Source organism: Stutzerimonas sp. C6.4V (assembly GCF_058536345.1).
On the sequence record NZ_JBZUBM010000001.1, the window covers coordinates 3,175,383 to 3,189,913 of the forward strand.

13 protein-coding genes and 2 pseudogenes are annotated in these 14,531 nt (G+C 66.9%); 9 read left to right on the forward strand and 6 right to left on the reverse strand.

Going from position 1 to position 14,531, the window contains the following annotated elements:
• Positions 1–100 precede the first annotated feature (100 nt).
• Positions 101–694 carry a nucleotidyltransferase family protein gene (locus tag AC4LFW_RS14930; protein ID WP_491819892.1) on the reverse strand — a complete coding sequence of 198 codons (594 nt, stop codon included), beginning with the start codon at positions 692–694 and terminating at the stop codon, positions 101–103.
• Positions 687–1,664 carry an XdhC family protein gene (locus tag AC4LFW_RS14935; RefSeq protein ID WP_491819894.1) on the reverse strand — a complete coding sequence of 326 codons (978 nt, stop codon included), beginning with the start codon at positions 1,662–1,664 and terminating at the stop codon, positions 687–689. The genes AC4LFW_RS14930 and AC4LFW_RS14935 overlap by 8 nt, the downstream gene beginning before the upstream one ends.
• Positions 1,665–1,957: 293 nt before the next feature.
• On the opposite strand from AC4LFW_RS14935, the gene AC4LFW_RS14940 reads away from it, so the two are divergent.
• Positions 1,958–3,253 carry an NCS2 family permease gene (locus AC4LFW_RS14940; RefSeq protein WP_491819896.1) on the forward strand — a complete coding sequence of 432 codons (1,296 nt, stop codon included), beginning with the start codon at positions 1,958–1,960 and terminating at the stop codon, positions 3,251–3,253.
• A gap of 121 nt (positions 3,254–3,374) precedes the next feature.
• Positions 3,375–4,475 carry a tRNA (uridine(54)-C5)-methyltransferase TrmA gene (gene trmA, locus AC4LFW_RS14945; protein WP_491819897.1) on the forward strand — a complete coding sequence of 367 codons (1,101 nt, stop codon included), beginning with the start codon at positions 3,375–3,377 and terminating at the stop codon, positions 4,473–4,475.
• 42 nt (positions 4,476–4,517) lie between these two features.
• Here trmA and AC4LFW_RS14950 read toward each other — a convergent pair.
• The 4 genes and pseudogenes from AC4LFW_RS14950 to AC4LFW_RS14965 form a co-directional block, all read right to left on the reverse strand.
• Positions 4,518–5,222 (reverse strand): annotated as a pseudogene (locus AC4LFW_RS14950) (lipopolysaccharide kinase InaA family protein); the annotation flags it as partial.
• Positions 5,223–5,224: 2 nt separating this feature from the next.
• Positions 5,225–5,902, reverse strand: coding sequence for a class I SAM-dependent methyltransferase (locus tag AC4LFW_RS14955; RefSeq protein WP_491820242.1), 678 nt, complete (start codon positions 5,900–5,902; stop codon positions 5,225–5,227).
• Between the two features lie 81 nt (positions 5,903–5,983).
• A complete protein-coding gene (locus AC4LFW_RS14960; protein WP_491819899.1) occupies positions 5,984–7,261 on the reverse strand; it encodes a sensor histidine kinase in 1,278 nt (425 codons plus the stop codon).
• The gene (locus AC4LFW_RS14965) at positions 7,251–7,934 is read right to left on the reverse strand and encodes a response regulator transcription factor (RefSeq protein WP_267932668.1); all 684 of its coding nucleotides are present in this window, start codon (positions 7,932–7,934) and stop codon (positions 7,251–7,253) included. The genes AC4LFW_RS14960 and AC4LFW_RS14965 overlap by 11 nt, the downstream gene beginning before the upstream one ends.
• A 192-nt stretch (positions 7,935–8,126) precedes the next feature.
• Here AC4LFW_RS14965 and AC4LFW_RS14970 point away from each other — a divergent pair, with 192 nt between their 5' ends.
• From AC4LFW_RS14970 to AC4LFW_RS15000, 7 genes and pseudogenes are all read left to right on the forward strand, one after another.
• Positions 8,127–8,816, forward strand: coding sequence for a thermostable hemolysin (locus AC4LFW_RS14970; RefSeq protein ID WP_491819901.1), 690 nt, complete (start codon positions 8,127–8,129; stop codon positions 8,814–8,816).
• Positions 8,800–10,236: pseudogene (locus AC4LFW_RS14975) on the forward strand (AMP-binding protein); the annotation flags it as partial. The gene AC4LFW_RS14970 and the pseudogene AC4LFW_RS14975, both read left to right, overlap by 17 nt.
• A complete protein-coding gene (locus AC4LFW_RS14980) occupies positions 10,225–10,935 on the forward strand; it encodes an iron-containing redox enzyme family protein (protein WP_491820244.1) in 711 nt (236 codons plus the stop codon). The pseudogene AC4LFW_RS14975 and the gene AC4LFW_RS14980, both read left to right, overlap by 12 nt.
• A complete protein-coding gene (locus AC4LFW_RS14985; protein ID WP_491819902.1) occupies positions 10,922–11,752 on the forward strand; it encodes an SDR family oxidoreductase in 831 nt (276 codons plus the stop codon). The genes AC4LFW_RS14980 and AC4LFW_RS14985 overlap by 14 nt, the downstream gene beginning before the upstream one ends.
• Positions 11,749–12,399 (forward strand): tetratricopeptide repeat protein, encoded by a 651-nt coding sequence (locus tag AC4LFW_RS14990; RefSeq protein WP_491819903.1) that lies wholly within the window; start codon positions 11,749–11,751, stop codon positions 12,397–12,399. Before AC4LFW_RS14985 ends, AC4LFW_RS14990 begins: the two co-directional genes overlap by 4 nt.
• 60 nt (positions 12,400–12,459) lie before the next feature.
• Positions 12,460–13,119 carry a response regulator gene (locus AC4LFW_RS14995; protein ID WP_491819905.1) on the forward strand — a complete coding sequence of 220 codons (660 nt, stop codon included), beginning with the start codon at positions 12,460–12,462 and terminating at the stop codon, positions 13,117–13,119.
• A complete protein-coding gene (locus AC4LFW_RS15000; protein WP_491819906.1) occupies positions 13,113–14,525 on the forward strand; it encodes an ATP-binding protein in 1,413 nt (470 codons plus the stop codon). Before AC4LFW_RS14995 ends, AC4LFW_RS15000 begins: the two co-directional genes overlap by 7 nt.
• Positions 14,526–14,531: the final 6 nt, after the last annotated feature.

The window sequence follows — 14,531 nt, forward strand, 5'->3', positions numbered from 1 at the left end:
AGGCATTGGGTGCGCTTTCCGTGCGCCTAGGGGTACGACTGCGCGCGCGGAAAATTCGTTCATCAGCATGTCGAGGAACCTGAGCAGTCGATCCGAGGCGCTAGCCCAGGCGCCTGTCCTCTGGACGGTCGACGTCCTGCAATATGGCAGGATCGTCCACCTCGACCTCGATCACCGACGGCCCGGCAAACAACGCCTGACCACCGCGATCGCCTCTGAGGACGCGCACCAGCGCCCCGAAATCGGCACCAATGCCGCGTGGATGGCCGCGCTGCCCCTGGTAGACCGGTACCACGAGCCGCTGTGGCTGGATGGCGGCGGCAATGCGCTCGAGGGTATCGCGCCGCAGGTAGGGCATATCGCCCAGCGCCACCAGCCAACCGCGACGAGTCGGACAGTGCGCCACCGCCTGGGCCAGGCTGTGGCCGAGGCCTTCGGTACGGATCACCAGCACCTGGGCGTCGAAACCGCCCGCCTGACGTTCGAGCCAGGCGACCCGCTCCGGATTGTCCTCACAAACGACCACCGCCAGCTGCCCGCCGATGCCCACCAGCGAGCGCAGCGTCGCTTCCAGGATTGGCGGCGCATCGGGCTCAGGCGTGCAGCCGGCCAGCAGTTTGTCCTCGTCGCTTTGCTCGCGGTAACGGCTGCCCTGCCCTGCCGCCAGCACCAGGGTGCACAGGGCGTCAGGCACAACGGCGCTCCGGCGCAGCCTGGGCTTGCAGCACTCCATTCTTGATCGCGACTACCTGCGCCATCAGCGACAGGGCGATTTCAGCCGGTGTACGGCTACCGATGGGCAGGCCGATCGGACCGTGCAGTCGATTCACCTCCTGCTCGCTGAGCCCCAGGCTGAGCAGCCGGGCCTTGCGCTTTTCGCTGTTGACCCTCGAGCCGAGCGCACCGACATAAAACGCATCGGACTGCAGGGCCGTCAGCAGCGCCATGTCATCGAGTCGCGGATCATGGGTCAGGGCGACGATGGCGGTGTGCGCGTCAGGCTCGATGGCCAGCACGGCGTCGTCGGGCATGCCCGGCACGAAGCGCACCGCGGTATCGCTCCAGTCATGGTCGTAGCCTTCACGGGGATCGCAGATCAGCACTTCGAAACCCAGCCCGGCAGCCAGCTCCGCGGTGTAGCGCGACAGCTGCCCCGCGCCGATCATCAACAGGCGCCAGCTCGGGCCAAAGGGTGCGCGAAGCGTATGGCCATCGAACTGCAATGCCTCGTTGCGACCGGCAGGCGCCAGGCTCACCGCGCCGCTGGTCAGATCGAGGCGGCGGACCAGACGTTCGTGACCGGCGCAGCGCTGTAGCAATTCATCCAGCCATCCGCCGTCGGTGAGAGGTTCCTCGAGCAGGCGCAGGGTCCCGCCACAGGGAAGACCGAAACGCGCAGATTCTTCCTTGCTGACTCCGTAGGTGATCAGCTCGCAGCCCTTGCCACGCTCGGCGATCACCTTGCGCCGGGCGAGCAGGTCGTCCTCGACGCAACCGCCCGAAACCGAGCCCTCGACCCGCCCGTCGTCGCGCAGCGCCAGCAGCGCACCCACTGGGCGAGGCGCGCTGCCCCAGGTTTCAAGCACTGTGTAGAGCACCACCTCATGGCCGTCGCGCAGCCAGTCGCGGGCGCGCCGCAGGACGCCCAGATCGACACTGTCCATCGTTTCCCTCATGAATTCATACGATGCGCCGGTTCGCGCCGACATGCTTTCAATGACTGGCCGTGGGCCGGGTTAGTTCGCGCTGCGACCAATGACCGCGCCGTCGGCAGCCGAGCAGACGACCGGGAACCGGCCGGTCACCCGATGGAAATTCAACCGGGCGCAGCGGCGGTGTAAGATGCGCGGCTTTTGCGAGCCGCGCCCGGATGGGCTTTGCTGTAGCGAACCAACTGCCCCGAGAGGCAGCCGATACCCAACCGCCAACCCACGACCGGGACCCGAGAGGATTGACCATGCTGGAGAAGCTGTTCCAACTCAAAGCGCACAACACCACGCTGCGCACCGAGATCCTCGCCGGTCTCACCACCTTCCTGACGATGGCCTACATCCTCTTCGTCAACCCGAGCATCCTTGCCGAAACCGGCATGGATCACGGCGCGGTATTCGTCGCCACCTGCCTGGCCGCGGCCATCGGCTCGGCGGTGATGGGCCTGGTTGCCAACTACCCGATCGCCTTGGCACCGGGCATGGGCCTGAACGCCTTTTTCACCTACACCGTGGTGCTGACCATGGGCTACACCTGGCAGACGGCGCTGGGTGCGGTGTTCCTCTCGGGCGCGATCTTCTTCCTGTTGTCGATCTTCAAGATCCGCGAATGGATCATCCACAGCATTCCGCTGGCCCTGCGCTCGGGTATTGCCGCGGGGATCGGTTTGTTCCTGGCGATCATCGCGCTGAAAAATGCCGGCATCGTCGTCGACAACCCGGCGACGCTGGTCGGGCTCGGTGACCTGACCACCGGCGGCCCGCTGCTGGCCTGCCTGGGCTTCTTCGTCATCGCCGCGCTGGCTTATCGTAAGGTCACCGGCGCAGTGATGATCGGCATCCTGTTGGTCACCGGCTTGTCGATCCTGCTGGGGCTTTCGGAACTGGGCGCAGTCGTCTCGATGCCACCATCGCTGATGCCGACCCTGCTGCAGCTGGATATCGCCGGCGCCCTGGACATCGGCCTGCTCAGCGTGATCTTCGCCTTCCTGTTCGTCGACCTGTTTGACACCTCCGGCACCCTCATCGGCGTCGCGCAGAAAGCCGACCTGCTGGACAAGGACGGTCGCATGCCGCGCCTGGGCCGTGCGCTGCTGGCAGACAGCACCGCGACGATGGCCGGCGCCGCCCTCGGCACCTCGACCACCACCAGCTACATCGAATCGGCAGCCGGCATCAGCGCCGGTGGCCGCACCGGCCTGACAGCATGCGTGGTCGCACTGCTGTTCCTGCTGAGCCTGTTCTTCGCGCCGCTGGCCGGCGCCGTGCCGGCCTACGCCACCGCGCCGGCATTGCTGTTCGTCGCGGTACTGATGATGAGCAGCCTGGCCAACATCGACTGGGACGACCTCACCGTCGCCGCACCGGTGGCCATCGCCGCGCTGGCCATGCCGCTGACCTTCTCCATCGCCAACGGCATTGCCTTTGGCTTCATTGCCTGGACCGCCATCAAGCTGCTCGCTGGTCGCTGGCGCGAGCTGAGCCCGGCGATGTGGATCCTCTCGATCCTGTTCGTGGTCAAGCTGGGCTGGTTTGCCGGCTGACGTTCCGTAGGGTGGATGACGCTTTTTTCATCCACCTTTCATACGGCTACGGTGGATGGATGAAGCGTCAGCTGCGCGCCCCGATCCACCCTACGATTTACCTACCATTCCAAGAGTCTTCATGAGCGCTCCGCAATTCGACCCCGCCACCTACGACGCCCAACTCGCCGAGAAAGCCGCGCGGCTGGTGGAACTGCTGGCGCCCTTCGATGCACCCGCACCCGAGGTGTTCGACTCGCCGCGTGAACACTATCGGCTGCGCACCGAGTTCCGCCTGTGGCGCGAGGACGGCCAGCGCCACTACGCGATGTTCGAGCCCGGCGACAAGCACACGCCGATCCTGATCGATAGCTTCCCCATCGCCAGCCGCCGCATCAACGAGCTGATGCCGCAGCTCAAGGCCGCCTGGCAAGCCAGCGAGCCCCTGAGTTTCAAGCTGTTCCAGGTCGAGTTCCTGACGACCCTGTCCGGCGATGCGCTGATCACGCTCGCCTACCATCGCCCGCTGGATGACGCCTGGCAGGCCGAGGCCGAAGGGCTCGCGGCAACCCTGGGCGTCAGCATCGTCGGCCGTTCCAAGGGCAAGCGCATCGTCATCGGACGGGACTATGTGACCGAGCAGCTGACGGTCGCCGGCCGCACCTTCAGCTATCGCCAACCCGAAGGCGCCTTCACCCAGCCCAACGGCGAGGTCTGCCAGAAAATGCTGAACTGGGCCTACGACGTTCTTGGCGAGCGAAACGACGACCTGCTCGAACTCTATTGCGGCAACGGCAACTTCACCCTGCCGCTGGCCACCTGCGTGCCCAAGGTGCTGGCCACCGAGATCAGCAAATCCTCGGTGAACGCCGCCCTGGCCAACCTCGACGACAACGGCATCGATAACGTCAGCCTGGTTCGCCTGTCGGCCGAAGAACTGACCCAGGCGCTGAACGAGGTGCGCCCATTCCGCCGCCTGGCCGGGGTCGACCTGAAGAGCTACAACTTCGGCAGCGTTTTCGTCGACCCGCCACGCGCCGGCATGGACCCGGACACCTGCGAGCTGACCCGCCGCTTCGAGCGCATCCTCTACATTTCCTGCAATCCCGAAACCCTGGCGCAGAACATCGCCCAGCTCGCCGACACCCATCGCATCGAGCGCTGCGCGCTGTTCGACCAGTTTCCCTATACGCACCACATGGAATCGGGTGTGTTGCTGGTTCGCAGGGGAAGGGTTAACTGAACGCCGGGTGCCGAACCTGCCCCCCTGATCGCGGCAGGAACCGCGCAGATCGCTGAATGCCGCGTGGGCGGCCAGCAATCGTTGCCAGTCCTGCTCCGGCATGTTCTGGCGATGACGCCTGAGCTGGCGCAGGTCGTGCCGGGCCGCGGCGCTGCGACGAAGCCGGCGACGGCTCTTTTCCAGATCGAGCAGAGCAACCTCGACGCTGGCCGCGTCACCTTCACCTTGAACCCTGATGAAGATGTGCTTGGGATAGCAGCAGCCGTGCTGCCAGCGCGCCTGGTGAATGCGCGCGAGGGTGATCCCGACCGCCACGAGCATGCGCTCCTGTACCGTTGGGCCGAAGCGCTCACTCAAGTCCTGCTGATACCAGTCCTCCAGGCTGACAAACCCTTCCAGCTCTGCCGTCACCAGCAGCGCCTGCCACTGCCCGGCCTGTTGTCGCGTGCCGCAGTAGACCAGTTCCGGCACCTGCACGCCGAGCCGACCAAATGCTTGCAGCGCCTGCAATTCGCGCAGCACCGTGGGCCGGCCGAAAGGATGCAGCGGCGAGCGATACAGGTGGCCAATCTGCCGTTTGCAGTACAGCAGCGGCTGCTGCGGATCGCGCAGCCGTATCCGTTGCACACCGCTTTCGCCGGCGCGGCGCTGGTTGGGTTCCTCGACCCATTCGCCCTGGGTGTTCCACCAGCGCTGAAAGGTGCTGGTACGCGCTTCGCGGGCCGGCAGTACGAGAGGTCGACTCATGCTCAACCCCGCTTGCGCAGCACGTAGACCCGCCACATGGCGTAGCCCGGGAGAAAATCATTACAGTCGAGGATGTCGAAGCCGGCCTCGGCGAACTCCGCCTCGATCACCGAACGGGCGACGACGAAGCGGTTCTGGTTGTCCCTGGCCGGCCGGCGGCGCTCCAGGCGCTTGCGCTTCCAGGCCTTGTAGTTGCCATCGACCCACAGTGAGACGATCAGCGTGTCGCGCGTGACGCGGTGGAATTCGTGCAGCATCGCCAGCCGATGCGCCGGGTCGGCGATGTGATGCAGCAGGCGCATGCAGAAGATGCTGTCCACCGCGTTGTCGCCCATGTCGATGGCGAAGGCCGAGGTCTGGAAGGTCTCCACCCGCTTGACCACCTCCAGCGGCTGCGAGGCTTCAGCGATGGCTAGCATGTCGGCGGAATTGTCCGCGGCGAAGATCATCCGGCTCGGATGCTCGGCCAAAAGCGGCCAGAAGCGCCCGGCCCCACAGGGCAGATCGAGGACCAGATCAGGCTCGCCGGCGATCTTCAGGGCGCGGCGCGCCATCTGCTCGTCACGCCAGTGCGACAGCCGCCGGGCCAGGCCATCCTGGTGCTTGTGCAGGTATTCGTAGGCGTGCTGGCGGTCGTACTTGCGCGAGAACTCCAGTTCGATGGGGCGCGATGTGGTCATGGCGGGCATTCCGGTTGGAAACGGAACGCCAAACTAACCAGACAGACATCAAGGCTCCGTCAACGGGATGTGAAAAAAACGTCAAACCGCGCCGTCATGAAAGCGCACCTGAAAGCAGCTGCCCTGCGGTTGTCGCGGCACCACACCTACCTGCCAGCCCTGGTGCGCGCAGATCCGCTTGACCAGCGACAGTCCCAGCCCCAGCCCTTCGCCGCGCCCCTCGGCGCCCCGCACGAACGGCTGGAACATGCGCTCCTGCTCTGCCAGCGGGATGCCAACGCCGCTGTCCTCGACGCGAAAGCCACCTTCGTCGAGGACCAGCCGCACCGTGCCGCGGTCGGTGTAATGCAGTGCGTTGCGCAGCAGGTTGGACATCACCGTGCCGAGCAGGGTGTGGTTGTAGACGCCGCGGTCCTCGCCCTCCTCCAGCAGCTCGAAGGCCAGGCCCTTCTCCGCCAGCAACGGTGCCCAGCGCTCGCTCTGCTCGGTCGCCACGCTCCGCAAGCTGGCATCGCCGGTCAAGGACGTCTGTTGCGGACGCGCCCGCGCCAGCATCAGAAAGGTTTCCACCAGCTCGTGCATTTCCTGCGCGGCGCGTTGGATGCGGGCAAGCGGTCGCTGTGCGGCTGGCGACAGCTCGGCCTGCTGCTCGAGCAGCTCGCAGGCGCCGAGCACCACCATCAGCGGCGTGCGCAGTTCGTGGCTGACATCGGCGGTGAACAGCCGCTCGCGCTCCAGGGTCTGGCGCAGCTGGCCGAGGGTGCTGTCGAACGCCGCGGCCAGATGGCCGACCTCGTCGTCGGGATATTGCAAGGCCAGCGGCGGCGCCAGCGGATGCAGCTGGTCGCGGTGGCGCACCTGGTTGGCCAGGCGGCTGACCGGTTCCAACACCCGGTTGGCCATCAGCCGCCCCAGCGCCCAGGCACCCAGCACGCTGAGCAGAAAACCGGCCAGCACGACGTTGAACAGCGCATCCTCACGGGCCTCGAAGTCATGCTGCTCCTGCACCAGCACGTAGCGCTCAGCGCCGACATTGCGCACATAGACGTAGTAGGCATCGTCCCCGCGAACCAGCTCGGTGAACCCCTCGCCGAGCCCGGCAAACGCCTTTGGCATCGAGTGCTCGGGCAGATGCGAGGCGAAGAAGCGGGTGCTGGTGTCCAGCTGCGGTGCCCGTCCGTTTGGCAGGTCCTCGTTGAGCACGATGTCCAGGTCGCGACTCAGCTCCTCGGTGACCAGCTGCTCCTCGATGAAGTGCACCACACCGACGATGCCGAGGGCGAACGCCCCACTCACTACCAGCGTCATCAGCGTGAAGGCGATGACGATCCGCCGCGCCAGTGGCTGCTTAGCGAGCATCGCAGTCCTCCGCCAGGCGAAAGCCGAGGCCATGCACGGTATGCAGCAGCGGCTTGGCGAAGGGTTTGTCGAGCACCTGGCGCAGCTGGTGGATATGGCTGCGCAACGCATCGCTGTCCGGCACGTGATCACCCCAGACGGCTTCCTCCAGCGCTTCGCGGCGCACCACCGCCGGGCTGCGCTGCATGAGAATCGCCAGCAGCTTGTGGCCGATGGGATTGAGGCGAATCGGCTGGCCGCCACGACTGGCTTCCAGGGTATCCAGGTCGTAGCAGAGATCGGCCACCTGCAGCTGCCGGCGACGCGGGCCCTGGCAGCGCCGCAGGATCGCCTCGATACGGGCAACCAGCTCGGACAGCGCGAAGGGCTTGATCAGATAGTCGTCGGCGCCGGCCTGCAGCCCCTTGATGCGGTCAGGCAGGGCATCACGGGCGGTGAGCATGATGATCGGCGTATCGCGCCCGGCATCGTCACGCAGGCGCTTGCACACCTGCAGCCCGTCGATGCCGGGCAGCATCAGGTCCAGCACGATCAGGTCGTAGTCCTGGGTGGCGGCCAGGTGCAGGCCGCTGAGGCCATCCTGCGCGCAGTCGACCACGTAGCCCTTGAGCTCCAGGTAGTCCAGCACGTTGGCGAGGATGTCACGGTTGTCTTCGATGACCAGGATGCGCATCGCTGGGGTACTCGCTAGAAGTTTCGGAACGGCAGAGGCTGCTTATTACGCCTGCGCGCGGCGCAGAACATAGCCGAGACGATGTGAAAAAAACGTCGCCTCGCCAGCCCCGCATTTAGCCCTGCGCGGCTTAAGACTGCCTTAAGTTTGCGACCCAACAATCCGGCCCAGGCTTCTAACCGAGGTTCCCCGATGGAACTGCCCTGGGTCGATCACACCGATGTACTGGCACGCATTGGCCGCGAGCCTTCGCTCTGCCTGCAACTGGCGCAGGCCGATGCAGGCGAGCGGCGCACAGCGCTGGAAGGCTTCATCCAGCAGCGCTTCGCCGAGCACTATCAGGCGCGGGTGCGCCACTTCATGCCCTGCCTGCTCGGCCTGCATGACCAGAACGGCGAGGTGCAGGGCGCGGTCGGCCTGCGCAGCGCGCAGCGTCGCCCGCTGTTTCTCGAACGGTACCTGGACGAACCCATCGAGCTGGCCGTTGCCCGCCGCAGCGGCCGCCCGGTGCCGCGCGAGGAGATCGTCGAAGTCGGCAACCTGGCGGCCTTCGGCAATGCCTCGGCGCGCCTGCTGATCGTCGCGCTGACCGATCTACTGGTCGCCCAGGGCTTTCGCTGGGTGGTGTTCACCGGCACGCCGGCCCTGCTCAACAGCTTCCAGCGCCTGGCCCTGGAGCCACTGGCGCTGGCCCCGGCCGACCCGGCGCGGATGGGCGAGGAGTTGGCCGACTGGGGCAGCTACTACGCCAGCCGCCCGCAGCTGATGGCCGGCGAGATCCTGCCCGGCCACCAGCGCCTGCTGCAGCTGGGCATCTACGCCCGACTTGGCTACCAACCCTTGTTCGATGCCTCGGAGGTGCCGCATGCAGCCTGCAGCTGAACGCTTCTGGACGACGCTCGACCAGCACGCCGGCATCGCGCTGAGCGAAGGGCCGCGTCAGCTGAGCTATGCCGAACTGCGCCACGAGGTGGCCGCGCGCGCCAGCCAGCTGCAACGGCTCGGCGTGCAGCGCGTCGCCCTGGCGCTGGACAACGGCCTGGAGTGGGCGCTGTGGGATCTGGCCCTGCTGCGCGCTGGGCTGATCTGCGTGCCGCTGCCGGGCTTCTTTTCCCCGGCACAGCAGGAGCATGTGCTGAACCACGCCGGCATCGACTGCCTGATCGGCACGCCAGGCGCGCTCGCCGAGCGTTGCAGCTTCCAACCGGCTGAAGCCGGCCTGCTGCTGCTCCAGCCGCAGACAGTCACGCCGGTGCCGGCCGGCACCAGCAAGATCACCTACACCTCCGGCACCACCGGCCAGCCCAAGGGCGTCTGCCTGGATGCCGAGGCGCAGCTGGCGGTGGCCGAGAGCCTGTGGCAGGTCAGCCTGCCGTGTGATGTCCGGCAGCACCTGTGTGTACTGCCGCTGGCCACCCTGCTGGAAAACATCGCCGGGCTCTATGCGCCGCTGCTGGCAGGTGCGCGGATCGAGCTGCGCCCGCTGGCCGAGATCGGCTTCAGCGGCGCTGCAGGTTTCGAGCTGCCGCGCCTGCTGGCGACGCTGAACCAGAACCGGCCGCACAGCCTGATTCTGTTGCCGCAGCTGCTGCTGGCGCTGGTCAGTGCCGCCGAACAGGGCGTACCGCTGCCGACTTCGCTGCGCTTCATCGCGGTGGGTGGTGGTCGCGTGGCGCCGCAGCTGCTGGAGCGTGCCGAGCGCCTCGGGTTGCCGGTATTCGAGGGCTACGGCTTGTCCGAATGCGCCTCGGTGGTCTGCCTGAACACGCCCGAAGCACGGCGCATCGGCACGGTCGGCCGGCCTTTGCCGCACGTCGAACTGCGCCTGGCCGACGACGGCGAGGTGCTGTTCCGGGGCTCGCGCATGCTGGGCTACCTCGGCGAACCGCCGCTAACCGGCGAGCGGCTGCCAACCGGCGACCTCGGCCATTTCGAAGATGGCTTCCTGGTCCTGCACGGGCGCAAGAAGCACCAGTTCGTCACCGCCTACGGGCGCAACGTCAACCCGGAATGGGTGGAGGCCGAGCTGGTCCAGCAGGCGCCGATCGCCCAAGCCTGGCTGCATGGCGAGGCGCTGGCGCAGAACGTCGCGGTGCTGGTACCGCGCCGCCCCGGACTGGCTGACGCCGAGCTACAGGCGGCAATCGACCGGGTCAACGCCGGCCTGCCGGACTACGCCCGCGTGCACCGCTGGCTGCGTGCCGTTGCGCCGTTCAACGCCAGCAACGGCCTGGCCACCGCCAATGGCCGCCTGCGCCGCGACGTCCTGTTCAGCCACTACCAAACGGCCATTCACGCCCTTCTTTTTCCTGACTTCGAGGTACAAGGCATGGACTTTTTCGACCAACTGCAACACCAGACCAACAGCGAGCGCGAGTACCTGCTCGGCGCGCCGATCATCCACGCCGCGCTAGCCGGCACCGCGACCCGCGCGCAGTACATCGCCTTCCTCACCCAGGCCTACCACCACGTCAAACACACGGTGCCGCTGCTGATGGCCTGCGGTGCGCGCCTGCCGGAGCAGCTGGAATGGCTGCGCGAGGCGATCGCCGAATACATCGGGGAAGAGATCGGCCACCAGGAATGGATCCTCAATGACATCCGCGCCTGTGGCGGCGATGCCGAGGCGGTGCGCCACGGGCAGCCGGCGCTGCCCACCGAGCTGATGGTCGCCTATGTCTACGACCGCATCGCCCGGCACAACCCGGCGAGCTTCTTCGGCATGGTCAACGTGCTGGAGGGCACCAGCATCGCCCTGGCCACCCAGGCCGCCGGCGTGCTGCAGGACAAGCTGGACCTGCCGGCCAAGGCGTTCAGCTACCTGACCTCCCACGGCAGCCTGGACCTGGAACACATCGAGTTCTTCAAGCGCCTGATGAACCGCCTCGATAACGAGGATGACAAGGCCGCCGTGGTGCACACCGCACGGGTGGTCTACCGCCTCTACGGCGACATCTTTCGCAGCCTGAGCGCGCCGGAGCACAGCCATGCACTTGCCTGACGCGCGCCTCCTGCTCACCGGTGCCAGCGGCGGTATCGGCCAGCTGCTGGTGGAACGGCTCTGCGCCGGTGGTGCCCGGCTGCTGCTGGTGGGGCGCGACAGCATTGCGCTGGAAAGCCTGGCCCGCCGTTACCCTGGGCAGATCAGCCTGGTCGCGGCCGACCTCACCCAGCGCAGCGGGCGACAGCTGGTGCTGGAGGCCGCGCGCCGCTTTGGCGGCCTCAACGGTGTGATCAACGCCGCCGGGGTCAATCAGTTCAGCCTGCTCGAACAGCAGGACGAGGACGCCATCGCCCGGCTGATCGGCGTCAACGTCACCGCCACCCTGCAGTTGACTCACCTGTTACTGCCGCTGCTGCGCCAGCAACCGCGAGCGCTGCTGGTCAATCTCGGCTCGACTTTCGGCTCCATCGGCTACCCCGGCTTCACCGCCTACTGCGCCAGCAAGTTCGCCTTGCGCGGCTTCTCCGAGGCGCTGCGCCGCGAGCTGGCCGACAGCCAGATCAAGGTGCTCTATATCGCGCCGCGCGCCACCCGTACGGCGATGAACAGCGCCGACGTGGTAGCGATGAACGACGAGCTGAAGGTGGAGATGGATGATCCGCAGGAGGTCGCCCGGCAGATCGTCCATGCCATCACCGCCGAGCGAGAGGAGTTCTATCTCGGCTGGCCGGAAAAACTCTTCGTGCGCCTCAACGGCGTACTGCCGCGGCTGGTCGACCAGGCGCTGCGCAAGCAATTGCCGGTGATCAAGCGCTTCGCCCGTGCCGAACAGCCACCCGCACCGCAACCCACCTCTCCCGGAGAACACCCATGAAGCCTCTGCTCGGCCTTTGCGCCCTGATGCTGGCCCTGGCCAGCCTGCCCTCCTTCGCTCTCAGCCCGGCCGGCGAGTCGTCGCTGCGTCAGATCCAGACGCGCTGGGCCGAGATCAACTACCAGACGCCCGAGGCTCAGCGCGAAACCGCCTTCGCCAGGCTCGCTTCGAAGGCCGAAAGCGCTGTGATCGGCGAATCGCAGGCCGCCGAACTGCATATCTGGCATGGCATCGTGCTCAGCACCTGGGCCGGCGCTAAGGGCGGGCTCGGCGCGCTGGGGCTGGTCAAGCAGGCCAAGGCCGAACTGGAAAAGGCCATCGAACTCGACCCGGCGGCACTCGACGGCTCGGCCTACACCAGCCTGGCCAGTCTCTACTACCAGGTGCCCGGCTGGCCGATCGGCTTCGGCGACGAGGACAAGGCCGAGGCGCTGTTCAAACAGGCGCTGGCGCTGAACCCGGACGGCATCGACCCCAACTACTTCCACGGTGACTTTCTGCTGCGCCAGAAGCGCTATGGCGAGGCGCAGGCCGCGCTGCACAAGGCCCTCGCCGCACCTGAGCGCCCCGGCCGTGAAGTGGCCGATGCCGGCCGCCGCGAGGAAGCCCGCGCGCTGCTGGCCAGGCTCCAGGAAAAGCTGGAATAAACCGAGACGGCGGCGTTGAATGCACGGTAACGCCCAGCGGCCGAGGACGACAGGAACGACATGCGCATTCTGCTGGTGGAAGACGATCGCGCCCTTGGCGAGGGCATCCGGACCGCGCTCAAGCCGGAGGGCTATACGGTCGACTGGCTGCAGGACGGCGCCAGTGCGCTGCATGCGCTGAACCATGAAAGCTTCGAGCTGGTCATTCTCGACCTCGGCCTGCCGCGTATGGACGGGCTGGAAGTGATCAAGCGCCTGCGCACCAGTGCCAACCCGATCCCGGTGCTGGTACTCACCGCACGCGATGCCACCAGTGATCGCATTGCCGGGCTGGACGCCGGCGCCGACGACTACCTGGTCAAGCCGTTCGACGTCGCCGAACTCAAGGCCCGCCTGCGTGCCCTGCTCCGGCGCAGCTTCAATCGACCGGAACCGGTGCTGGAATACCGCGGCATCCTGCTCGACCCGGTCAACCAGCAGGTCAGTTACCAGGGCACGCCGATCAACCTGCCGCGCAAGGAGTTTGTCCTGCTCCACGAGCTGCTAGCCCAGCCCGGCCGCGTGCTGACCCGCGATCGCCTGCAGCAGGTGCTCTACGGCTGGGACGAGGAAGTCGAGAGCAACGCGCTGGAGGTGCATATCCATCACCTGCGCAAGAAGTTCTTCCCCGAGCTGATCCGCACCGTGCGCGGCGTCGGCTATCTGGTGGACAAATGCTGAAGCGCTCGATCCGCCAGCGCACCCTGGCACTGCTGCTCGGCACCCTGCTGGTCTCGCTGAGCCTGATCTCCTGGCGTAGTTATCGCGATGCCCGCCACGAAATCGAAGAGCTCTTCGACGCCCAGCTGGCGCAGAGCGCGCGGCTGGTGCAGGGCCTGGTGATGCGCGAGATGGAGCCGCAGGCCCGCGACGCGCTGCAGCAGGCCCTGGACGCCGCGGTGAATGCGCGCCGCGATGGGGGCGTGCCGGGGCACGACTACGAGACCAAGCTGGGTTTTCAGGTCTACGCCGAGGACGGCAGCAGCGTGCTGCAGTCGGCCGGCGCGCCGGTCGGCGCCTTGCAGCAGCTGGCCGGCGCTGATTCCACCTCACCCTTCAGCCGCCTGCACGGCGGCTATCACGAGGTGCTGCTCGACGGCCATGCCTGGCGCCTGTTCCTGCTGCACGACCGCGAGGACGCGCTGTGGATTCTGGTCAGCGAGCGTGGCGATGTGCGGGGCGAGCTGGTGGGCAAGATCGCCCGGCGCAGCCTGTTGCCCGACCTCATCGGTCTGCCACTGCTGGCGTTGCTGATCTGGCTGGCGGTGGGCTGGGGCCTGCGCCCGCTGGCACGCATGGCGCAGTTGCTCAAGAGCCGCGACCCGGACAACCTCGCGCCGCTGTTGCTGGCACCGCTGCCGCAGGAGCTGGAGCCGGTGGCGGCCTCGCTCAATCGCCTGCTGCAGCAGGTCAACCAACTGGTCGAGCGGGAAAAACGCTTCATCGCCGATGCGGCCCACGAGCTGCGCACCCCGCTGGCCGTGCTGCGCATCCATGCGCAAAACGCGCTGCAGGCCGGCAGCGAGGCAGAGCGTGACGAAGCGCTCAGGCAACTGCTCGCCGGGGTCGATCGCACCACGCGCGTGGTCACTCAGCTGCTGACTCTCGCCCGACTGGAACCCAGCGCCCAGCAACTGCGCCTGGCACCGCTCGACATGCGCCGGCTGACACGCGACACCCTCGCCGAGCTGACGCCACTGGCCATCGCCCGCGAACAGGAACTCGCGCTGGAAGTCGATGAGCAAGGTGACTACTCACTGACCGGCGATGCCGCGAGCCTGGCGACGCTGCTGCAGAATCTGGTCGGTAACGCGCTGACCTACACGCCCGCGGGCGGGCGGATCGAGGTTCAGCTGCGCAGTACGCCGGATATGTTGATCCTCGAGGTCGCGGACAGCGGGCCCGGCATTGCGCCCGAGCTTCGCGCTCAATTGTTCGAGCGTTTCGTTCGCCTCGGCGATGGCCAGGGTGCAGGGCTCGGCCTGTCGATTGTGGCGCGCATCGCCGAGCTGCACGGTGCAACTGTCGACCTGCTCGACTCGGCGCTGGGTGGATTACGCGCGGTTGTGCGTATCCCCCGTACCTGAGCCAGC